Source organism: Ruegeria hyattellae (assembly GCF_041537925.1).
Lineage (GTDB): Bacteria > Pseudomonadota > Alphaproteobacteria > Rhodobacterales > Rhodobacteraceae > Ruegeria_C.
The window spans coordinates 498,387-519,336 of sequence record NZ_JBGOSH010000002.1; the positions used below are offsets into that span (position 1 = coordinate 498,387).

General features: G+C 58.7%; 19 protein-coding genes and 1 pseudogene. 13 read left to right on the forward strand and 7 right to left on the reverse strand.

The window, feature by feature from the left end:
- Positions 1–72 precede the first annotated feature (72 nt).
- Positions 73–1,599, reverse strand: a complete 1,527-nt coding sequence (nhaC, locus tag AB1E33_RS06315; RefSeq protein ID WP_372576629.1) for a Na+/H+ antiporter NhaC — start codon at positions 1,597–1,599, stop codon at positions 73–75.
- Between the two features lie 275 nt (positions 1,600–1,874).
- On the opposite strand from nhaC, the pseudogene AB1E33_RS06320 reads away from it, so the two are divergent.
- From AB1E33_RS06320 to AB1E33_RS06340, 5 genes and pseudogenes are all read left to right on the forward strand, one after another.
- Positions 1,875–2,092: pseudogene (locus tag AB1E33_RS06320) on the forward strand (aldolase/citrate lyase family protein); the annotation flags it as partial.
- Between the two features lie 337 nt (positions 2,093–2,429).
- Positions 2,430–3,680, forward strand: a complete 1,251-nt coding sequence (locus AB1E33_RS06325) for a sarcosine oxidase subunit beta family protein (RefSeq protein WP_372576405.1) — start codon at positions 2,430–2,432, stop codon at positions 3,678–3,680.
- A 13-nt stretch (positions 3,681–3,693) separates the two neighbouring features.
- Positions 3,694–3,981 carry a sarcosine oxidase subunit delta gene (locus AB1E33_RS06330; protein WP_372576406.1) on the forward strand — a complete coding sequence of 96 codons (288 nt, stop codon included), beginning with the start codon at positions 3,694–3,696 and terminating at the stop codon, positions 3,979–3,981.
- Positions 3,978–6,923: a sarcosine oxidase subunit alpha family protein gene (locus AB1E33_RS06335; protein WP_372576407.1), complete on the forward strand. Its 2,946-nt coding sequence runs from the start codon at positions 3,978–3,980 to the stop codon at positions 6,921–6,923. Before AB1E33_RS06330 ends, AB1E33_RS06335 begins: the two co-directional genes overlap by 4 nt.
- Positions 6,916–7,476 carry a sarcosine oxidase subunit gamma gene (locus AB1E33_RS06340; RefSeq protein ID WP_372576408.1) on the forward strand — a complete coding sequence of 187 codons (561 nt, stop codon included), beginning with the start codon at positions 6,916–6,918 and terminating at the stop codon, positions 7,474–7,476. The genes AB1E33_RS06335 and AB1E33_RS06340 overlap by 8 nt, the downstream gene beginning before the upstream one ends.
- Positions 7,477–7,484: 8 nt before the next feature.
- Here AB1E33_RS06340 and AB1E33_RS06345 read toward each other — a convergent pair whose 3' ends face one another.
- Positions 7,485–8,489 carry a GlxA family transcriptional regulator gene (locus tag AB1E33_RS06345; protein ID WP_372576409.1) on the reverse strand — a complete coding sequence of 335 codons (1,005 nt, stop codon included), beginning with the start codon at positions 8,487–8,489 and terminating at the stop codon, positions 7,485–7,487.
- A 113-nt stretch (positions 8,490–8,602) separates the two neighbouring features.
- On the opposite strand from AB1E33_RS06345, the gene AB1E33_RS06350 reads away from it, so the two are divergent.
- Positions 8,603–9,259, forward strand: coding sequence for a helix-turn-helix domain-containing protein (locus AB1E33_RS06350; RefSeq protein WP_372576410.1), 657 nt, complete (start codon positions 8,603–8,605; stop codon positions 9,257–9,259).
- Between the two features lie 56 nt (positions 9,260–9,315).
- On the opposite strand, the gene AB1E33_RS06355 is transcribed toward AB1E33_RS06350, so the two are convergent.
- From AB1E33_RS06355 to AB1E33_RS06370, 4 genes are read right to left on the reverse strand one after another with little or no spacing between them, the layout of a single operon-like run.
- Positions 9,316–10,383 (reverse strand): heme-dependent oxidative N-demethylase family protein, encoded by a 1,068-nt coding sequence (locus AB1E33_RS06355; protein WP_372576411.1) that lies wholly within the window; start codon positions 10,381–10,383, stop codon positions 9,316–9,318.
- 13 nt (positions 10,384–10,396) lie between these two features.
- Positions 10,397–11,359, reverse strand: coding sequence for a PDR/VanB family oxidoreductase (locus AB1E33_RS06360; protein ID WP_372576412.1), 963 nt, complete (start codon positions 11,357–11,359; stop codon positions 10,397–10,399).
- Positions 11,356–11,952, reverse strand: coding sequence for a dimethylamine monooxygenase subunit DmmA family protein (locus tag AB1E33_RS06365; protein ID WP_372576413.1), 597 nt, complete (start codon positions 11,950–11,952; stop codon positions 11,356–11,358). Before AB1E33_RS06365 ends, AB1E33_RS06360 begins: the two co-directional genes overlap by 4 nt.
- A gap of 56 nt (positions 11,953–12,008) precedes the next feature.
- Entirely contained in the window at positions 12,009–13,154 is a 1,146-nt protein-coding gene (locus tag AB1E33_RS06370) for an aminomethyl transferase family protein (protein WP_372576414.1), read from the reverse strand.
- Between the two features lie 342 nt (positions 13,155–13,496).
- Here AB1E33_RS06370 and AB1E33_RS06375 point away from each other — a divergent pair, with 342 nt between their 5' ends.
- The 7 genes from AB1E33_RS06375 to AB1E33_RS06405 all read left to right on the forward strand — a co-directional run bounded on the left by AB1E33_RS06375 (position 13,497) and on the right by AB1E33_RS06405 (position 20,406).
- The gene (locus AB1E33_RS06375; protein ID WP_372576415.1) at positions 13,497–14,870 is read left to right on the forward strand and encodes an ammonium transporter; all 1,374 of its coding nucleotides are present in this window, start codon (positions 13,497–13,499) and stop codon (positions 14,868–14,870) included.
- 12 nt (positions 14,871–14,882) lie between these two features.
- Positions 14,883–15,098: a hypothetical protein gene (locus AB1E33_RS06380; RefSeq protein ID WP_372576416.1), complete on the forward strand. Its 216-nt coding sequence runs from the start codon at positions 14,883–14,885 to the stop codon at positions 15,096–15,098.
- 145 nt (positions 15,099–15,243) lie between these two features.
- On the forward strand, positions 15,244–16,173 hold the full coding sequence (locus AB1E33_RS06385; RefSeq protein WP_372576417.1) for a class II glutamine amidotransferase: 930 nt from the start codon (positions 15,244–15,246) through the stop codon (positions 16,171–16,173).
- A 1-nt stretch (position 16,174) separates the two neighbouring features.
- Entirely contained in the window at positions 16,175–16,858 is a 684-nt protein-coding gene (locus AB1E33_RS06390) for a GltB/FmdC/FwdC-like GXGXG domain-containing protein (RefSeq protein WP_372576418.1), read from the forward strand.
- 20 nt (positions 16,859–16,878) lie between these two features.
- Positions 16,879–18,207, forward strand: coding sequence for an FMN-binding glutamate synthase family protein (locus AB1E33_RS06395; protein WP_372576630.1), 1,329 nt, complete (start codon positions 16,879–16,881; stop codon positions 18,205–18,207).
- Positions 18,208–18,285: 78 nt separating this feature from the next.
- The gene (gene glnT / locus AB1E33_RS06400) at positions 18,286–19,614 is read left to right on the forward strand and encodes a type III glutamate--ammonia ligase (RefSeq protein WP_372576419.1); all 1,329 of its coding nucleotides are present in this window, start codon (positions 18,286–18,288) and stop codon (positions 19,612–19,614) included.
- Positions 19,615–19,695: 81 nt separating this feature from the next.
- Positions 19,696–20,406, forward strand: a complete 711-nt coding sequence (locus tag AB1E33_RS06405; protein WP_372576420.1) for a type 1 glutamine amidotransferase — start codon at positions 19,696–19,698, stop codon at positions 20,404–20,406.
- Here AB1E33_RS06405 and AB1E33_RS06410 read toward each other — a convergent pair.
- Positions 20,382–20,813, reverse strand: a complete 432-nt coding sequence (locus tag AB1E33_RS06410) for a group II truncated hemoglobin (RefSeq protein WP_372576421.1) — start codon at positions 20,811–20,813, stop codon at positions 20,382–20,384. The two genes, AB1E33_RS06405 and AB1E33_RS06410, sit on opposite strands and share 25 nt — an antisense overlap.
- Positions 20,814–20,950: the final 137 nt, after the last annotated feature.

The window sequence follows — 20,950 nt, forward strand, 5'->3', positions numbered from 1 at the left end:
TCCTATCAGGTCTGCTTCCGCATGGGGAGCGAGGCACGCCGGGGACTTATCGACACCCGGCGCGCCCTGGACTTATGCGCCAATTGTTGCGATGGGTTCCCCGGCGTCCTGCCAGGCTTGCTTTTCCTCGTCGCTCGATTTGGGCGAAAACAGTCCCGTCATGGCATAGAAGATGCCGATCACCGGCGACAACCAGCAGGCAAATGCCAGTGGAATATAGAGCAGATTCTCGAAGTTTCCGTCACCAATCCCCAGCGCGAGCGCCGAGATCACAAAAGCCCCTCCTGCATTCCATGGTATGAGCGGTGACACCAGCGTCCCGCCTTCCTCAATCGCCCGCGACAGGTTTAGTGGTGAATAGCCGATGCCACGATAGACCGGCGCGTACATGCGGCCCGGTAGTGCAATCGATAGGTAGGGATCACCGGCAACCGTGTTGGTGGCAACCGATGTCAGGATCGCCGAGGTCTGGATGCCCGCGAATGTCTTTACCCGCGAAATAATAACTTCGATGATCGTCTGCAAACATCCAGTTTTTTCAAGTGCACCGCCAAAGCCGAGCGCCAGCAAAACCAGAGAGATGGTCCACATCATCGACTGGATGCCGCCCCGGTTCAGAAGCGGGTCGATTTCGGGCACGCCAGTGTCGATGGAATAACCGCTGTTGGCGAAGGTGAAGGTTTCGTGCATCGTTGCGCCTTGGCACACGATTGCCATCAATCCGCCCACGACAGCACCGGCAAAGAGCGACGGAATGGGAGGCTGCTTCTTGACCGCCAGCGCAATGACCAGCAGCGCCGGCGCAAGCATGATCGGGGATATCCAGAACGCATCGTCCAGGGCGGACGTGATGGCGTCGATGCGCTCAAAAGACACCTGCGACGTGTCGATGAGCGTGAAACCAACCACAAAGTAAATCGCTAGCGCGATCAGCATGGAGGGCACTGTGGTCGGCAGCATGTTGCGGATATGGTCGAACAGGTTGGTGCCGGTGACGGCGGGTGCGAGATTTGTTGTGTCTGAAAGCGGTGAGATCTTGTCGCCAAAGAATGCGCCGGAAACAACAGCGCCAGCAGTCCAGTACATCGGGATGCCAAAACCGGCACCAATCCCCATGAGTGCCAGGCCGACCGTCCCGACCGTACCCCATGACGTGCCCAGCGACACTGAGACGGTCGAACACAGGATCATGCCGGCGGCCAGGAAAATCTCGGGCGAAAGAAGTTTGAGTCCATAGTAAATCAACGATGGCACGGTGCCGCTCGCAATCCAGACCCCGACAATCATGCCGACGACTATCAGGATCGAAACCGAGGGCATCGAGATGTTGATAACGTGGAACGCCCCTTCTTCGATGCTGGGCCATTTGTAGCCGAGCTTCAGCCCGACAAGCCCGGTGATCGCGATGCCGATCGTCAATGGAATATGCGGTGTGAAATCACCAAAATAGAATAACTGAATTCCCAAAACCAACAGCGTCAATACAATTGGAACCAACGCCATTCCCAAGCTTGGCTTGATAGCATTTTCATCACTGGCAGACACGTGTGTCACCTCCCGATTTGGACATTTGAATTTGTCTGGATCGTCCAAGATCATCATATTTCGGCGCGCTTGGAGTTCCGCCAGCACGCCGGATAGCTACGGATTTGCGACAACCCGAGAGATGGATGCATCGCAAACCTCAGGTAGGGCGGCGAGGTTGCCGCTGAAATGCAGCAAGTTCGGGCGTGAATTGGCGCCGTCGGACTAAGTTGATCTTTTTGATACCCGCTCCGCCCGGATCGCAGACGGGGTCGCGGAGATGCTGAAGGCATTGCGCGCCTGCCTTGCCTCGACTGACTCCGCTCTTCTAAGGAGCTCGTCAAACCCCGCAGTCGGATGTCGACGTGATCTTCCTCGATCTCGAAGATGCGGTCGCCCACGACAAAAAGGAACAGGCGCGCCGCAACATCATCCAGGCCCTGAACGAGACGACTGGGGTAACAAGACCATGTCGGTGCGCATCAATGCGCTGGACACCCACTACATGTATCGCGACGTCGTCGATGTGGTCGAGCAGGTCGGAGCGCGGCTGGTCCTGATCATGATCAATTAAAGCGGGCGCGGTGTCACTAGATGGCCATCTGATCGACTGTGCCTCAATCTGCCAGGCCGAAGTCATGATCAAAAAAGTCCGCAAGATCGCCGCTGCATATGTCACCTTTCTGATCGCACCAAAACGGCCCGCAGGTACCTACTTCGCGGTCCGCCATTCGGCCGGACGGTTGCTACGGCAACGCCGGCGCAACTGGCATCGGCGGACACAATCAAGAACCGGACTTGTACGTTACCCTGCTGTCCGAAGTCTGATTCAACATCTTCAATGTCGGATTTGAGAATATCCAAAGAAGTTTTTTTAACGGAATATGGAAAAAAAGGTCCGATTCATGCGATATTCTGGCTTCAAGGTTTTCAAAGAGGCCCTCACCGGCCACAAAGGCTGGACACCCGCCTGGCGCGATCCCGCCCCAAAGACGCATTATGACATCGTGGTCATTGGCGGTGGCGGTCACGGGCTGGCCACGGCGCATTACCTTGCCAAGGTCTATGGGCAGCGCAGCGTCGCGGTGATCGAAAAGGGCTGGATCGGCGGCGGCAATGTGGGTCGGAACACCACCATCATCCGCTCGAACTACCTGCTGGATGGGAATGAGCCGTTCTACGAGTTCTCACTGAAACTGTGGGAAGGTCTGGAGCAGGACCTGAACTATAACGCCATGGTCAGCCAGCGCGGCATCGTCAACCTGATCCACTCGGACGCGCAGCGTGACGCGTTCACGCGCCGGGGCAATGCGATGATCCTGAACGGAGCAGATGCCGAGTTGCTGGATACCGAGCAGGTGCGCAAGGAATATCCCTATCTGAACTTCAACGACGCCCGGTTTCCGATCAAGGGCGGGCTGGCGCAGCGGCGTGGCGGTACGGTGCGCCATGATGCGGTGGCCTGGGGCTATGCCCGATCGGCTGACGGCAATGGTGTCGACATCATCCAGAATTGCGAGGTCACAGGATTCCGGATCGAGAATGGCAAATGCCTGGGCGTTGAAACCTCCAAAGGGTTCATCGGCGCAGGCAAGGTTGGCTGCGCGGTTGCGGGCAATTCGGGCCGCCTGATGGGGATGGCCGGTATGCGGTTGCCCATCGAAAGCCACGTGCTGCAGGCCTTTGTCTCCGAGGGGCTGAAGCCCTTGCTGCCCGGCGTCATTACCTTTGGGGCCGGCCATTTCTATGTCAGCCAGTCCGACAAGGGCGGGCTGGTCTTTGGCGGCGATCTGGATGGCTATAACTCTTATGCCCAACGCGGCAACCTGCCAGTGGTCGAGGATGTCTGCGAAGGTGGCATGGCGCTGATGCCGATGATCGGCCGGGCGCGGTTGCTGCGGATGTGGGGCGGGATCATGGATATGTCGATGGATGGCTCGCCCATCATCGATCAAACCCATATCGACGGACTCTATTTCAATGGCGGCTGGTGTTACGGCGGGTTCAAGGCGACCCCGGCCTCGGGCTATTGCTTTGCCCATCTGTTGGCGAATGACGCGCCGCACCCGACCGCAACCGCCTATCGGTTCGACCGGTTCCGCGCCGGCCGGATGATCGATGAAAAGGGCATGGGCAACCAGCCCAACCTGCATTGAGGGGGACAGAGGCATGATCATTCAACACCCTCTGCTGGGTCCGCGCGACAGTTCCGAGTTTGTCTATCTCGGCGATGCATCCCTTATCGACCGCCCCGACTGGCAGGCCGAGAACGCGGCAGAGGCGTTTCATGACTACGCCTATCAGCGCGCCAACCCCGCTGGAGAGCATCGCGAGCTGTGGTTTCACGAAGGCGGTGACCGGTCCTGGTTGGTGGTCACCCGTAACACGGTGACCCATGAGATTTCAAAGGTGGAACTGGCCCGCGACGTGGCCCGGTCGCAGGGACGATCCAAATGACCCAAAGCAACAGGCTGAGCGGCGGCCAGATCGACCGCAACACGACCCTGAATTTCAAGTTCGACAACCGCAGCTATACCGCGCATCCCGGCGATACGCTGGCCTCGGCCCTGCTGGCCAACAACGTGCGGCTGATCGGACGGTCATTCAAATACCATCGCCCGCGTGGCCTGCTGTCCGCTGGATCAGAGGAACCCAACGGGATCGTTGAACTGCGCAGCGGCAACCGCCAGGAACCCAATACCCGCGCCACCACCGCCGAGATGTTTGACGGGCTGGAGGCACGGTCGCAGAACCGCTGGCCCAGCCTGAAATTCGATGCTCTGGCGATCAATGACCGGTTCTCGAACTTCCTGTCGGCGGGGTTCTACTACAAGACTTTCATGTGGCCTGCCGCATTTTGGGAAAAGCTCTATGAGCCGATGATCCGCCGCGCTGCTGGGCTGGGGTCTTTGTCGATGCAGGAAGACCCGGATGAGTATGACAAGGGTTTTCGCCACTGCGATCTGCTGATCGTCGGGGCTGGTCCCGCCGGGCTGATGGCGGCACTGACCGCCGGGCGTGCCGGGGCAGACATTATTCTAGCGGACGAGGATTTCGCCCTTGGTGGACGACTGAATAGCGAGACCTTTGCGCTGAACGACGCGGCTGCCAGTGACTGGGCGGTGCAAGCTGTAGCTGAGCTGTCTTCCCTACCTAATGTGCGTTTGATGCCGCGCACAACGGTGATCGGGGCCTTCGATCACGGGATTTATGGCGCTGTCGAACGGACCGGGGATCATTTGGCCAGTCTGCCTGCGGGCAAGCCGCGCCAAATCCTCTGGCGCATCTATTCCAAGCGCACCTTGCTTTGCGCGGGCGCAACCGAGCGCCCGATAGCGTTTGAAAACAACGACCGGCCCGGCATCATGCTGGCCAGCGCCCTGCGGACCTATGCCAATCGCTTTGCCACCACGGCGGCGCAACGGGTGGCGATCTTTACCAACAATGATAATGGGCACCGCACCGCCGCCGATCTATACGCCAAAGGGGTCAAGATCGCCGCCGTGATCGATGTCCGTGAGGACGCACCAATCAACCACGAATATGAGGTGCTGCGCGGCGCGCAAGTCACCGACACCAAGGGCCGCCTGGGTCTGAGCTTTGTCGAGGTCGCCTTGCCAGATGGCTCGACCCGGACGCTGGAGTGCGGCGCGCTGGGTGTTTCGGGCGGGTGGAACCCGAATGTGCATTTGACCTGCCATCAACGCGGGCGCCCGAATTGGAATGACGAATTGGCTGCCTTTGTCCCCGGTGCTGACCTGCCGCCGGGCTTGTCGGTCGCGGGCGCGGCCAATGGGGCACTGTCGACCCATGGCGCGTTGCAGTCGGGGGCCGAGGGCGCGATGAAGGCACTAGATCTGAAAGGGTCCTTGCCCGACATGCCCAGTGCCGAGGATGCTCCAGTGTCCCAGACACCGTTCTGGTATGTGCAGGGTTGTTCCCGTGCCTGGCTGGATTTGCAGAACGATGTGACAGTCAAGGACGTGAAGCTTAGCCATCAGGAAGGCTTCCGCTCGGTCGAGCACCTGAAACGCTATACTACGCTGGGTATGGCGACCGATCAGGGCAAGACTTCGAACATGGGCGGGCTGGCGATCATGGCCGAGCTTGCGGGCAAATCCATTCCCGAAACCGGAACCACGATATTCCGCCCGCCCTACACACCGGTGCCGATCGGCACATTCGCCGGCCGGATGAAGGGCAAGGAGTTCCACCCGACCCGACTGACACCTTCGCATTATTGGGCCAAGGAACGCGGTGCGGTGTTTGTCGAGGTTGGCAACTGGTTGCGTGCACAATGGTTCCCGCTGCCGGGTGAAACCCACTGGCGTGAATCGGTAGACCGCGAGGTGCGCCAGACCCGCGCCTCGGTCGGAGTGTGCGACTGTACCACCCTGGGCAAGATCGATGTGCAGGGCAGTGATGCCGCAGCCTTCCTGAACCGGATTTACTGCAACGGCTTTGCCAAGCTGGCCGCTGGCAAGACCCGCTATGGTCTGATGCTGCGCGAAGATGGCATTGCGATGGATGACGGCACCGCGGCGCGGTTGGCCGAGGATCATTTCGTGGTCACCACCACCACGGCCAATGCGGTCAAGGTCTATCAGCATATGGAATTTGTCCGACAATGCCTGTTCCCGGGCATGGATGTGCAGCTAATCTCGACCACCGAGGCCTGGGCGCAATATGCAGTCGCCGGACCCAACTCGCGCAAGCTGCTGCAAAAAATCGTCGACCCGGAATTCGACATCTCGAACGAAGGCTTCCCCTTCATGGGTTGTGGCAACATCACCGTCTGCGGCGGGTTGCGGGCGCGGTTGTTCCGGATTTCCTTCTCGGGTGAACTGGCCTTTGAGATCGCCGTCCCGTCCCGCTATGGCGATGCCTTGATGCGGCGTCTGATGGCCGAGGGTGAGGAATTTGACGTGGTGCCCTATGGCACCGAGGCCCTGAGTGTGATGCGGATCGAAAAGGGTCACGCGGCGGGCAACGAATTGAACGGGACCACCACCGCGCTGAACCTTGGAATGGGCCGGATGGTGTCGAAGAAAAAGGACAGCATCGGTTCAACCTTGTCCGAGCGCGAAGGTTTGAACGAACCGGACGCGCTGATGATGGTGGGCGTCATACCTGTGAGCCAAGGTGACAAGATCACAGCTGGTGCGCATCTGATGGACGCCATTGGTCCGGTCGATGCGGCCCATGATCAAGGCTATGTCACCTCGGCCGCCTTTTCGCCATCGCTGGACTGTCACATCGGTTTGGGCTTTCTGAAAAACGGTGGCGCGCGGCAGGGCGAGAAGATGCGCCTTGTGTCGCCCCTGACCGACCTGACCGTCGAGGTCCAGATCGTCTCGGCCCATTTTGTCGACCCTGAGGGAGAACGGCTTCGTGCATGATCTTGTAGCAATCACCGCTCTGGGCGGATCAGAACCCCGCGTTGATACGGTCGGCACAGTCACTTGTACCGAAGTGCCCGGCGTGGCCTTGGCCTCGGTCGCGGCGCGCCCGGGACAAGAGAAGAAGGCCGCCAAAGCGCTGGCCAAGCTGACTGGTGCCCCTGCTCCCGATGTTGGACGGTTCGATGGTGCGTCGATCATGGCGTTCTGGACCGGGCCGGATCAGTGGATGGCCGAGGCGCCATTTGAGAGCCACGAGGATCTGTCTGAACAGGCGAAGGCAGCGGCGGGCGATACCGCCTCGGTTTCGGAACAAACCGACGCCTGGGCGCGGTTCGACCTGAGTGGCGCAGATGTTCTGGCCGTGCTGGAATTGCTCTGCCCGCTGGACACACGCAAGATGGCTGACGGTGACGCCGCGCGCGCGTCGATCCATCATCTGGGCTGCTTTGTCTTGTGTCGGACGCCCGAGGCGTTCAGCATTTATGGCCCACGATCCTCCGCCGGGTCACTGCACCATGCCATCATGGCAGCGATGAAATCTACGCTGTGAAGTGTTGATCAGATCGACGGCAATGGGGCGTTGTCCTCGACCCGGAACCGGTTGATCCGGCGGCGATCTTCGCTTGGGCTGAGACCAAAGGCCGACCGGTAGTGTGTCACCAGCGGTGCGACGGACCCATATCCGATCGCCGAGGCGATTTCCGCCAGCGGATCCTTGGTATAGACCACCATCTGCCGGGCGGCCTTCATCCGCATGGCGCGGTAGTAATGGCTGGGGCTTTGACCCGTGGCCTGCTTGAAGGCGCGCTCGATCTGGCGCGGGGTAACGCCTGTCTGCTGCGCCACTTCGGCGATCGAGATCGGCTCACTGATATGACTGGCAAACAGGTCAACACATTGCACCACCAGCGGAGGCAACTTGTCGCCGGTGTCGGGCGCTGTCGTGCTTGGAACCTGTTGGCGCACGCCCTCGCCGCGCATCATCGGATGCTGGAACCAACAAGCGACTTCGTGCGCGACATCGCTACCCAACCGGTCTTCGATCAAGTGCAGGGCGAGATCGAATGCCGCCGCCGCACCGGCAGCCGTATAGCGGGACGCATCTGAAACGATCACCTCGCAGCGGGCATCCATTTCGGGGAACTCGGCCTCAAACGCAGCTTCGTAACACCAATGGACAGAGACGGGATGCCCAGTCATGGCCCCCGACCGGACCAAAGGAAAGACACCGCCGCTGATACCGCCCAGAATGGTGCCGTGTCGACCGAGGCTGCGCAGCATGCCATTGCCTGTAACGGGGTCGTCAAATCCGGAGGTCGGACTGCTGAGCAGGAATAGAATGTCGATGGACTGACATTCCGACAGCAGGCGTTCGGCCTCGAAACGCACTTCGGCGCTGGAGCGTACTTTCTGACCGCGTTCGGTGACCAGCGACCAGCAGAAGGCCCCCTGCCCGGCAATCTCGTTCGCAGCGCGCAGAGGCTCGATCAAAGAGGTCAGACAGGCCATCGGAAACCCGTCAAAAAGCAGAAACCCAATCTCGATTCTTTTTTCTGTCAGCATGATTATTTTACTATCAGGAAAAATCAGTGCTAAGGTAGTCCGAATTGGTTTGGGTAATGTAGTGCAGCGGCTTGCCGAACAGGTTTGGCCAAGTGTAGCAAGACACTGACGAGATGAAACTGAAAAAACGCGACGCAGAAATGGCAACAAAACTGACGCAGGATCCACATTCGGTTCGGACGGGAGAGCGCGAGAAAGTTCTCGAAGTTGCCATCGGTCGCGAGGTCCGTGCCTTTCGCAAACAGCAGAACATCACTGTGGCGGAACTGGCGCAGCTGACCGGGTTGTCGATCGGGATGCTGTCCAAGATCGAAAACGGCAACACCTCCCCGTCGCTGACCACGTTGCAAGCGTTGGCCAATGCGCTTTCGGTTCCTCTGACCGCCTTTTTTCGCCGCTTCGAAGAACGTCGCGAGGCGGTGCATACCAAAGCGGGTGAAGGTGTCGAACTTGAGCGGGCAGGCACGCGCGCCAACCACCAATACAACCTGCTGGGCCATATCGGTGCCAATGGGTCAGGTGTGATCGTGGAACCTTATCTGATCACGCTGACAGTGGAATCCGATGTGTTCCCGACCTTTCAGCATGGCGGGATCGAGACGATCTATATGTTGGAAGGCGCAGTGGATTATCGCCATGGCGATGAGGTCTATCCTCTGCAACCGGGCGACACCCTGTTCTTTGACGCCGATTCGCCGCACGGGCCGGAGCGGCTGGTCTCGCTGCCCGCTCGGTATATCTCGGTGATCAGCTATCCGCAGGCAAACTGACGGATAAGGAAAACCACGGCGCATGGCCGTGGTTTCGCACTTCTATTCGCAGTTGATCAGGTCTTCAAAGGCGGTTCCGTTTCCAGATCCGGCCAGATCCCCGGTGACGTCGGCAGCCCATCATCGAACTGGCTGAGATAATCCAGCATCATTGGGCGGTTGTCGATGAAGCCTTTATAGGTGGCCAATTCCTCGGGCAAATCGCGGATCACCCGATGAAGGCGGCGGCCCCATTTGGGCATCGTCATCAAGTCCTGAAAACTGCACAGATAACAGCGGATCGGGAACACCAAAGCATTGGAGCGTGGCAGGCGGAAGAAGGTCTGAAGCTCGACCCGCAGATGCTGCTTATGGCCAATGTTCTCTGGCGTCAGCGTGGTCTTTTGTATGCCCCATTTGTGGTAGTTTTCCGGACTGGTATCCAGTAGCGGATTGACCGTCATGGTCCAGTTCAGGCGGCGTGCCGGCGCGCCTTGTTGAATGTTGAGCAGAAATTTTAACGCGCGCTGGAAAATACCCATCTCATGCGCCATCGGCACCGGCGCGTGCCACTCGAAGAAATTCATGCCTATGTCGAAGTCCAGGCTCCAGTCGGCCTGCGTCGTCACCATGCCGGCATCCATCCACAACATGTCGTCGCGCTGGTCGAGCACGGCGAAATCGCCCTGTGCCTGACGGGTAATGTACTCCATCGGGCCGTAAGGCAGGGTGGTTTCATCCATGAAGGTAAAGCTGTGATCGATGCCCATGGGTTTGTTCACCCAACGCCATTGATTGCCGTTGCGATGCAGCTCGAACAGGTCCGGATAGTCCTCGGACTTGCAAACCATGATCAGTTCTAGCATGTCCCAGCCCGCCAGTGTCATATGCGGCAGGGATTGGCAGCGCAGGGGGTCCTGATCCAGAACTATGGCGCGGTCTTTCATCTCCGAGACGTAATGCTCATCAACATCAAACCGCATCTCATAAACGGAACCCTTCGGCCCGCCCCGGTGCTGCTCCATGTTGACGGAATACATATAGCTGTCTTCGTGGAACGGGAACGGAAAGCGTTTGATCGCCCATTCCGAATTGTGGAACGTATAATCGTCGCGGAAGGATTCGTCGTTGAATTGAATGGTCATGTTGGGCCTCCTCTCAGCGGTCCAGCACGAGGGACTTGCCCTCGAAACGCGATACACAGGGCATGATTCTCTTGCCAGAGGCCCGTTCTTCGTCGGTCAGCCAGTGATCGCGATGCACGAAATTGCCGTCGTGATCCAGCACCACGGTTTCGCATTGTCCGCAGGCACCACCCCGGCACAGATACGGCGCATCGACGCCTTCGCGCTCGATGGCTTCCAGCAGGCTTTCGTTTTCACCGACCTGAACGATTTTGTCAGAGGTCGCCAACCGAACCTGGAACGGCTTACCCGGCTGCGGAGCCAGGAATTCCTCGTAATGGATGCAATCGGCGGGCCAGCCTTCGGCGGTCGCAGTGCTGCGCACCCAGTCGATCATGCCCTTGGGTCCGCAGACATAGACATGCGTTCCCAGCGGCTGACCGCTGAGCAGATTCTTAAGGTCAATCGCCTGGTTCTGGTCGTCATAATAGATATGCGTCTCATTGGGGTGCCGGTCTGTCAGTTTATCGGCATAAGAGGCCAATGTGTGATTGCGGCAGGCATAGTGCAGTTCCCAATGTCCGTGCAGAACCTCAAGCTGTTTGATCTGAGCCAGAAATGGCGTGATTCCGATGCCACCGGCAAGGAACAGATGCTTGCGTGCGCGCAGATCGAGCGAGAACAGATTGACTGGGTAGCTGATCGTCATTTCGTCACCCAGCTTGACCTCCCGGTGCATGAACAGCGACCCGCCCCGGCCTGCATCGTCACGGCGCACCGAAACGGTGTATGAGGACTGATCGAAGGGATCGGACATCAGCGAATAAGGGTTCAGGCGGGTGATGCCGCCATCCTGCATCTCGACAACCGTATGGGCGCCACCGGAAAAGGTCGGCAGTTGACCACCATCAACACGTTCGAACCGGAACCGTGTGACCAATTCGTTCAGCGGGGTGATCTCGGTCACTTTGACCTGAATTTTCTCGGCACCGCTCATTTATAAATCCCCTTCGGCTCCGGCACGCTGCCATGATCCTCGGCATCCACGCGCACGCCCTGATAGGCGGCCAGACGGCGGGAATAATGATCGCGCACAAACAGGTTCAGCCCGCAATGGGCGCAGACATAGGGATCGACTTCGACGTTTTCGGTGATGCCCTTGCAATGCACGCATTGCATCCGGCGCGCGGTCGATCCGCGATGTTCGGTCTGGATGGCGGTGTGCGGGATGCCCACCGCCATCGCCTCGTTCATCGCCTGCCCCATCATGCCCTCGGAGCCGGACAGGTAGACCTGCAGCCCCATATGCGCGTCACCCAGCACCCGGCGGATGCGCTGCAGAGACGCCTCATAAGACGGACCTTCGTAGAATTGAACCGGGTTCAGCGCCTGTAGCTTGGCGACATGATCGGTATGGCGCGGAATGTAGATGATATGGGTCTTCGCCATCAGCTCCGGTGTGGCGATGTCAAGGATGGCCTCGGCGCCTTCGGCCTCGACGATCATGAGATGATGCTCACCTGAGCGAACCTCTAGCGTGCCCCAGACCGGGCGGCTTGCGATTGACTTGGGAAATTCGAACTTTGACATTGTGTCCTCGGATAGGAAAACGGCGCAACGGTCTGACCATTGCGCCCCCGATAATATCAGCCTTTTGCTGTTCTGATTGACTTGTCCCTGTCATAGAACGGCATCTCTTCGGCCTTGGCGGCGATCTCGGTGCCGTCACCGTTGCGCACCGTCAGCGCCGTACCGGGTGCGGCGCAAGCGACCGGCATCCGGGCGATGCCGACGTTGTGGCCATTGAGTTCGGAATACATACCAAAGGTCACAACACCGACCTTTTCGCCATTCTGCAGCAGGTCCGCACCCTCATCCGCCGGAGTGGTGCCGTCAAGCACAACGCCATAGATCTTGAACCGCTCCTTGCCCTGCGCGGCATAGTGGTTCTCGGCACCGATAAAGCCGATCTTGCCGGGTGAGACGGTGAACTCCAGACCCAGTTCCCACAGCGTGTCGCCGCAGGTGTCGTCGTCGAACGGATAGGTTTCAGAGTTGTCGCCGGGATAGAACAGCAGATAGCTTTCGGTGCGCAGCAGATCGAGTGTCGAGAACTGCACCGGCTGTATGCCCATCTCCTTGCCCTCGGCCAGAATGCTGTCCCACAGATGCACCGCGTGCTTGGCCTGACAGAAAATCTCGTACCCGCGTTCGCCGGTATAGCCGGTGCGCGAGATCATAACGGGGCAGCCATAGAGCTTGGTCTGCATGATGCCGAAATAGGCCAGATCGCGGATGCCGGGCACGTGTTTGGCCAGGAAATCAACGGCCACCGGCCCCTGCAGCGACATGTCATGCATGTCATCGTCGAAGATCACCGAACAGTTCTTGCCCGCCGCCACCGAAGTCAACTGCTCCATGCCGGTCCCGGTGCCATGCACCACCAGCCATGTATTCACTGACAGACGATAGATGATGCAATCGTCGATGAACTTACCATCGGGATTGAGGATCGAGGCATAGGTCGACCGGCCCGGCATGATCTTTTCGACGTTCCGGGTTGTGACGCGATCAATGACATAAGCGGCGTCCTCGCCCACGACATGGACCTTTTTCAGGCCCGAGACATCCATCAGCCCCGCCTTGGTGCGGATCGCTTCGTAATCTGTCTTGGCGCGTTCCGGGCTGTGGTCATAGAACCATGCAGTTCCCATGCCGTTCCAGTCCTCAAGTTCGCCACCGATCTCGGCGTGACGCTGCGCAAGGGCGGACGTCCTCCAAAGAATGGCCATGGTTCAGGTCTCCCGTTGTTTGCTTTTTGTTGGCCATATTGAGGCCGATGTTTGATTCAAAATCAACACCTGTGTGCAGATTATTTTCCTGGCGGGAATATTTGCCTACAATTTGTGCACCCTGACCGCTCTCCAGATAACCCACATAAATCGATTTTTTTACATGCACTTAGACTAAAGATCGCGGTCGATTCATCCCAGTCTGGCGCGTCCGGTAAAGATGCTTGCCCCATATATCTATTGACAGGCGAAGGCTGAGATTGTCCCTTGAGTAGATAAAATTTCCTCGCAGGAAAGTACCGCAGAGTAACCATCCTGCTGCAACAATAGGGAGACTACGAAGTGGACGGCAATCTAAATGCACTCACGACCATATTTACCGAGTTTTATTACTGGGTAACGGTCGTGTTCATGTTCCTCATCCATGTGGGCTTTTGCATGTACGAAGTCGGCGCAAGCCGTGCCCGTAACCATATGCACACATTGATGAAAAACATCATGATCATTCCTTTGGTAACGGTCACTTTCTTCTTCTTCGGATGGTGGATTTACTGGGCCTTCCCGAACTTTCCGTTCTGGGGCGGGCTCGACACCGAAGCCGGTGCCGCGAATCTTCCCTGGGCGGACACCATGGGCACTAATGCGAGCGACAGAATCACCGGTGTGTTCTGGGCCGCATTCCTGCTGTTTTCGTGGACGGCAGCCTCAATCGTATCGGGATCAGTGATTGAACGGATAAGATCCTCGGCCCTATGGGTCCACGCGGTCATGATCGGCTCGGTCTGGTGGATCATCGACGCAGCCTGGGGCTGGCACTACGGTGGGTGGATGGTGCGTATCCTAGGGTACCACGATGCTTATGCATCGGGCGTTATCCACGCCATTGCAGGTGGTTACGCGCTGGGTGTCATCATGGTTCTTGGCCCGCGTCTGGGCAAGTTTGCCAAGGATGGCACGCCGCGAGATATCCCGCCGCATAACCCATGGCTGCTGACCATCGGGATTTTCCTGATCTATACCGGCTTCTGGGGCTTTTATGCCGCGTGCAACGTGCCTGTGATCTCACCCGAGGGCATCGACGGTCAGATCACCGGTGTAACCTGGACTGCAACCAACATCTATCTGGCTCCGACCACGCTGTCGGCGATCACCTTCAACTTCCTGATGTCGCTATCGGGCGGTCTGATGGCGGCCTATGTGGTGTCCAAGGGCGATGCGTTCTGGACCTTCTCAGGCGGTTTGGCCGGTGTGATCACCGCATCAGCCGGTAACGATCTGTATCACCCGATTCAGGCGATGATCATTGCAGCGATTGGCGTCGTGATCGTCTACAACCTGCATTACTGGGTCGAACGCAAGTTCAAGCTGGACGATGCGGTCGGCGCCGTTGCCGTGCATGGCTATGCTGGGGTCGTTGGTCTGATCCTCGCAGGATTCGTTCTGTGGGGCGTCCCGTCTTCGCCATATGAAGGCTATGCCACGATCAACCCGATCGGGCAGATCACCGGTGCGGTCATCATGTTCTTTGTCCTCGGCTTCTTGCCCGGCTTTATCTTGGCCAAGATGCAAGCCGCAGCGGGCGTATTGCGCATTCCGGAAGAGGTTGAACTGCAGGGTCTCGATTATGCGGAACACCATGCCTACGAAGATGCCAAGGCAGCGATCATCGCAGCTGACAAGGAAGAACTGGAAGCCCGCGGCGTAGCGGCAAAGTAAGGGAGAACACCTATGTCTACTAACGGATATACAAGCTGGGCCGTCGATCTTGCTGATGTCGGGGCAATCTATCCCTTTCAGGGCTTCGAGGTTCCGATGGTCATCATCGGCGTGATCTTCTGGATTGGCTGGCATCGCATCCAGTTCGTCCGCGAAGGCGAGCATCTGGAAAAGGCGCGCCATACCGGAGACGAAGAGAAGGTAAAGGCACAGCTGGAACGATATTGATCCGGCTCTGAGCATTGGCAATGGGCGCGATAAGGTATCCCGCCCATTGCCTACTAGGAAAAAAACTTTCCTAAGATTATTGATGTTCCACACCATTGTTGATAGCGTCGAATCACAATGAAACTCACAAGGAGAGCTGCCTGCCATGTGCGGAATTGTCGGACTATTCCTTAAAGACCAGTCACTTGCGCCCAAGCTGGGCGACATGCTGACAGATATGCTGATCACGATGACAGATCGCGGCCCCGACAGTGCCGGAATTGCGATCTACGGCAATGAAACTCAAGGTAAAACCAAACTGACGGTTCAATCGCCGAACCCGGAAGAGGATTTCGCCGGACTGGCCGAGGATCTTGGCCAGAGTCTGGGTGTGACAGTGACGCGGTCGATCATCGACACCCATGCGGTTCTGGACATTCCGGACGATCAGTTCGAGGCCGCGCGTACTGCGCTGGCCGAGATCCGGCCATCAATCCGGCTCATGAGCCGTGGTGAGACCCTGGAGATCTACAAAGAGGTCGGCCTGCCCAAGGATGTGGCGGCGCGTTTCAACCTCAGCGACATGAGCGGCACACACGGGATCGGCCACACACGGATGGCGACCGAATCCGCGGTAACTACGATGGGTGCCCACCCGTTCAACACCGGCCCGGATCAGTGTCTGGTCCATAACGGCTCGCTATCGAACCACAACTCGCTGCGCCGCAAGCTGCGCCGCGAAGGGGTGACCATCCAGACCGAGAATGACACCGAGGTCGGTGCCGCCTATCTGACCTGGAAGATGATGAACGGCGCGACGCTGGGCGAGGCGCTGCAATCCAGTCTCGATGATCTGGACGGTTTTTTTACTTTTTTGGTTGGCACCAAGGACGGCTTTGGCGTCGTCCGTGACCCGATTGCCTGCAAGCCGGCGGTGATGGCGGAAACCGATCAATATGTAGCCTTTGGCAGCGAGTACCGGGCGTTGGTGAACTTGCCCGGCATCGAAGAGGCCCGCGTTTGGGAACCGGAACCGTCAACAGTTTATTTCTGGTCCCACAATGACAGCCCCACGACCCACGAGAAGGCCGCCTGACATGCAGACCTATGATCTAGAAGCAAACGGCCTACGCGGGTTGAACGCGGCCCTGCAGGCTCAAAGCGCCGAATCCAACCAGACCAACTGGGAGGTTGTGAACCCAAAGGGCAGCCATGCGATTGCCGTTGGTCTGGACTCGCCGATTGAGGTGACTGTCAAAGGCTCGACCGGGTATTACTGCGGCGGCATGAACCAGCAGGCAACGGTCCGGGTCGAAGGCTCGGCCGGGCCCGGTGTGGCGGAAAACATGATGTCCGGTCAGGTAATCGTCGATGGCGATGCCAGCCAGTATGCCGGGGCCACCGGCCATGGCGGTTTGCTGGTGATCAAGGGCAACGCCAGTTCGCGCTGCGGCATCTCGATGAAGGGTATCGACATCGTGGTCCACGGCAACATCGGTCATATGTCGGCCTTCATGGCGCAGGCTGGAAACTTGGTGGTTTGCGGCGATGCGGGCGACGCGCTGGGGGACTCGCTCTATGAGGCGCGCCTTTTCGTGCGCGGTTCAGTCAAGAGCCTCGGTGCGGATTGTATCGAGAAGGAGATGCGCCCCGAGCATCTGGAGATCCTCAGGGACCTACTGATGCGTTCGGGCAATGATGCCAAGCCTGAAGAGTTCAAACGCTACGGCTCGGCTCGCCAACTCTATAATTTTGACGTCGACAAGTCGGCCGCCTACTGAGGATAATGGGTATGAAAGATATGGACGATCAGATCCCCCGCACCCTGCCGATCCAGTCGGCGACATTCACGAATCCGATCAATGCCGAGATTCGCCGCGCAGCCGCCACGGGCATCTACGACATTCGCGGTGGCGGTGCCAAACGGCGGGTGCCGCATTTCGACGATCTGCTGTTTCTGGGCGCATCAGTGTCGCGCTATCCGCTGGAAGGCTATCGCGAGCGTTGTGACACGTCGGTAACACTGGGCACCCGCTTTGCCAAGAAACCGATCCAGCTGGATATACCTGTGACCATTGCCGGCATGAGCTTTGGCGCACTGTCCGGACCCGCAAAAGAGGCTCTGGGACGGGGCGCATCCGCTGCCGGAACTTCGACCACCACCGGCGACGGCGGCATGACGCCCGAAGAACGCGGTCATTCAACTAAGCTGGTCTATCAGTACCTGCCCTCGCGCTATGGCATGAACCCGAACGATCTGCGCAAGGCAGATGCGATTGAAATTGTGGTCGGTCAGGGCGCAAAGCCAGGCGGCGGCGGCATGCTTCTGGGGCAGAAGATCAGCGACCGCGTGGCTGAGATGCGGACCCTGCCCAAGGGCATTGACCAGCGCTCGGCCTGTCGCCACCCGGACTGGACCGGGCCGGATGATCTGGAAATCAAGATACTAGAACTGCGTGAAATCACCGGTTGGCAAGTGCCTATCTACGTCAAGGTTGGCGCGACGCGACCCTATTACGACACAGCGCTGGCGGTGAAGGCTGGGGCAGATGTGGTTGTCATGGACGGCATGCAGGGTGGCACCGCCGCCACACAGGATGTGTTCATCGAACATGTGGGCTTGCCGACATTGTCGTGCATTCGCCCGGCCGTGCAGGCGCTGCAGGATCTGGGCGTGCATCGCGAGGTGCAGCTTGTGATCTCGGGCGGGATCCGCACCGGGGCCGATGTTGCCAAGGCGATGGCACTTGGCGCGGATGCGGTGGCGATCGGTACCGCCGCGCTGGTGGCGCTGGGGGATAACGACCCGAAATGGGAATCCGAATACCAGAAGCTGGGCACCACCACCGGTGCTTATGATGATTGGCACGAAGGCCAGGACCCGGCGGGTATCACCACGCAGGACCCGGACCTTGCCGCGCGTCTCGACCCGGTTGAGGCCGGACGGCGGTTGCGCAATTACCTGAAGGTGATGACGCTGGAGGCGCAGACCATCGCCCGCGCCTGCGGTCACAATCACCTACACAACCTGGAACCTGAAGACCTCTGCGCCCTGACCATGGAGGCCGCAGCGATGGCGCGTGTCCCGCTGGCCGGAACCACCTGGTACCCGGGAAAAGAGGGGTTCTGAACGAATACCGCGCGGCTCTCGGATGGGTGCCGCGTTTTTTACATTCAAAGAAAACCAACAGGGAAAGGAAAGCGTATCGTGACGACAGATCTCGCAGCTTTCGCAAAAGAAAAAGGCGTCAAGTACTTCATGATCTCATTCACCGACCTGTTCGGTGGACAGCGGGCCAAACTGGTGCCAGCACAGGCCATTGCCGACATGCAGGAAGATGGCGCGGGCTTTGCCGGGTTCGCCACCTGGCTGGACATGACACCGGCGCATCCGGACATGCTGGCAGTACCGGACCCCTCTTCGGTCATTCAACTGCCATGGAAGCCCGAGGTCGCCTGGGTCGCGGGCAATTGCGTGATGGAGGGCAAGGACGTCGCCCAGGCCCCTCGCAACGTGCTGCGGCGCCTGATCGGCGAGGCTGCGGATGAAGGTCTGCACGTGAAAACGGGTATCGAGGCCGAGTTCTTTCTGCTGACACCGGATGGTGATCAGATTTCCGATCCTTTCGATACCGCCGAAAAGCCGTGCTATGATCAGCAGGCTGTAATGCGCCGCTATGATGTGGTGCGCGAAATCTGTGATTACATGCTGGAGCTGGGCTGGGGACCCTATCAGAACGACCACGAAGACGCCAATGGCCAGTTCGAGATGAACTGGGAGTTCGACGACGCGCTGAAGACCGCTGACAAGCATTCCTTCTTCAAGTTCATGGCTAAATCCGTGGCCGAGAAACATGGCCTGCGCGCCACATTCATGCCCAAGCCCATCAAGGGTCTAACCGGCAATGGGTGTCATGCCCATATCTCGGTCTGGGATGCGCCGGGTGATGCCGCCAAAACCAATGTGTTCGCTGGCGAAGGCGACGGTCCCACCGGTGAGGTGGGCCTTGGCGAACAGGGCAAGCATTTTCTGGGCGGCATCATGAAACATGCCAGCGCGCTGGCGGCGATCACCAACCCGACGGTCAACTCCTACAAACGGATCAACGCGCCGCGCACCATGTCGGGCGCGACCTGGGCACCGAACACGGTGACATGGACGGGCAACAACCGCACGCACATGGTTCGCGTTCCTGGCCCGGGCCGGTTCGAACTTCGCCTGCCGGACGGGGCGACCAACCCGTATCTGCTGCAATCCGTCATCATCGCGGCAGGCTTGTCTGGCATTCGCAGCAAGGCCGATCCCGGCCCACGCTACGACATCGACATGTATGCAGAAGGCCACACCGTCAAAGACGCGCCAAAGCTGCCACTGAACATGCTGGACGCGCTTCGCGACTACGACGCCGACAAGGAGTTGAAATCCATGATGGGTGAAGAGTTTTCGGCCGCGTTCCTGAAGATGAAGCGGCAGGAATGGGATTCCTTCGTCAGCCATTTCTCGCGCTGGGAGAAAGAAAACACGTTGGATATCTGACACAGTTGGGACGCGTTTCAAGCGGGGCCGTGGCATGTGCTGCGGCCCTGTGTGTTTCATGCAAAACCAAATGGGCGGGACATGAGAATTCTCGTATTTCAACATACAAAAGGGGAAAACCCAGGCGCGTTTCTGGATCATATCGCCGATCACGGCGACAGCGCGCAGATCGTGCATCTCTATGACGGGCAGGACATTCCCGCGCTTGAGCGGTTTGACCTACTGCTGGTCATGGGCGGCCCGATGGACGTCTGGGAAACCGTGTCCAACCCGTGGTTGACCCCCGAAAAACGCGCGATAGAGCGATGGGTCAGGGAACTTGGTCGACCCTATTTGGGTATCTGTCTGGGCCACCAGCTTTTGATCGACGCGCTTGGCGGGCGCTGCGCGCCGATGGAGGTGCCCGAAATCGGCGTCTTGCCGGTAGAACTCACTGACAGCGCGCATACGGATCCGGTATTCTCGAACCTGCCGCATCACTTCCCCGTCGTTCAATGGCACGGCGTCGCCGCTAGTGACTTGCCAGACGGGTGCGAGGTCCTGGCCCATTCCTCGGGATGTGCCGTTCAGGCCGTGCGTGTTTTGGACAAAGCCTGGGGCGTGCAGTTTCACCACGAAGTAATCCAGGGAACAATCGAGGCGTGGATGGGCGATCCGGAAAACCATCAATGTGCCGTAGAATGGCTGGGCACGGTCGAAGCAGTGCAGCACATGATCCGGCAAAGCAATGAGATCGCAGCGGATCAGTTCAGGATGACCGCTGAAATCTATTCGGCACTACGCAAACTCTGAGTGTCCCCGTCGATACGCCAGTCCGGAACATCATTGACCAGCATCAGGGCTGCTCGACGCAGGGTCGCACGCACCTTGTCTACAACCGGGCCGGACATGTCACAATCGGCCAGCGCTGCATCAAAGGTCGCCAGCCAGAGCTCCGCGTCCGCCTCCCGAATGGGAATATGGGCATGTATGTTGCGCAGGTCCATATGGCCCAAGCGCTCCCGGTAATAGGCCCGCCCACCCAGAAACCCGCTCAAAAATTCAAACTGTGCCTGCCTTGTGTGGTTCAGCCCATGGCCTCGAAAATGCAGCCGGTGCAGGGAATGTACCGCCGGGTCCGTCTCCATACGATCATAAAAACGCTCGACCAAAGCGCGCAACTGCGCCTCGCCACCCATCTGATCCAGTGCGGATGCCATCAGCAGAGTCTCCAAAACCCAATGCGCCCAATTGTTGCATATCAGGAAAATATGTTTAACAACAGTGACGGATTGACGCGATAGGACGCATTGATGGATATGAGCACACCGTGACGCAACAGGCCCTCCTGGTGTTC

Excerpts from the sequence above, each read along its gene's own strand:
- AB1E33_RS06350 (WP_372576410.1), top strand. The coding sequence starts at position 8,603 with ATGAAACTGAAAAAACGCGACGCAGAAATGGCAACAAAACTGACGCAG.
- AB1E33_RS06335 (WP_372576407.1), top strand. The coding sequence starts at position 3,978 with ATGACCCAAAGCAACAGGCTGAGCGGCGGCCAGATCGACCGCAACACG.
- AB1E33_RS06355 (WP_372576411.1), bottom strand. The coding sequence starts at position 10,383 with ATGACCATTCAATTCAACGACGAATCCTTCCGCGACGATTATACGTTC.
- AB1E33_RS06330 (WP_372576406.1), top strand. The coding sequence starts at position 3,694 with ATGATCATTCAACACCCTCTGCTGGGTCCGCGCGACAGTTCCGAGTTT.
- AB1E33_RS06405 (WP_372576420.1), top strand. The coding sequence starts at position 19,696 with ATGAGAATTCTCGTATTTCAACATACAAAAGGGGAAAACCCAGGCGCG.
- AB1E33_RS06395 (WP_372576630.1), top strand. The coding sequence starts at position 16,879 with ATGGACGATCAGATCCCCCGCACCCTGCCGATCCAGTCGGCGACATTC.
- AB1E33_RS06370 (WP_372576414.1), bottom strand. The coding sequence starts at position 13,154 with ATGGCCATTCTTTGGAGGACGTCCGCCCTTGCGCAGCGTCACGCCGAG.
- AB1E33_RS06360 (WP_372576412.1), bottom strand. The coding sequence starts at position 11,359 with ATGAGCGGTGCCGAGAAAATTCAGGTCAAAGTGACCGAGATCACCCCG.
- AB1E33_RS06365 (WP_372576413.1), bottom strand. The coding sequence starts at position 11,952 with ATGTCAAAGTTCGAATTTCCCAAGTCAATCGCAAGCCGCCCGGTCTGG.
- AB1E33_RS06345 (WP_372576409.1), bottom strand. The coding sequence starts at position 8,489 with ATGCTGACAGAAAAAAGAATCGAGATTGGGTTTCTGCTTTTTGACGGG.
- AB1E33_RS06390 (WP_372576418.1), top strand. The coding sequence starts at position 16,175 with ATGCAGACCTATGATCTAGAAGCAAACGGCCTACGCGGGTTGAACGCG.
- nhaC (WP_372576629.1), bottom strand. The coding sequence starts at position 1,599 with ATGATCTTGGACGATCCAGACAAATTCAAATGTCCAAATCGGGAGGTG.
- AB1E33_RS06325 (WP_372576405.1), top strand. The coding sequence starts at position 2,430 with ATGCGATATTCTGGCTTCAAGGTTTTCAAAGAGGCCCTCACCGGCCAC.
- AB1E33_RS06380 (WP_372576416.1), top strand. The coding sequence starts at position 14,883 with ATGTCTACTAACGGATATACAAGCTGGGCCGTCGATCTTGCTGATGTC.
- AB1E33_RS06410 (WP_372576421.1), bottom strand. The coding sequence starts at position 20,813 with ATGGCATCCGCACTGGATCAGATGGGTGGCGAGGCGCAGTTGCGCGCT.
- AB1E33_RS06385 (WP_372576417.1), top strand. The coding sequence starts at position 15,244 with ATGTGCGGAATTGTCGGACTATTCCTTAAAGACCAGTCACTTGCGCCC.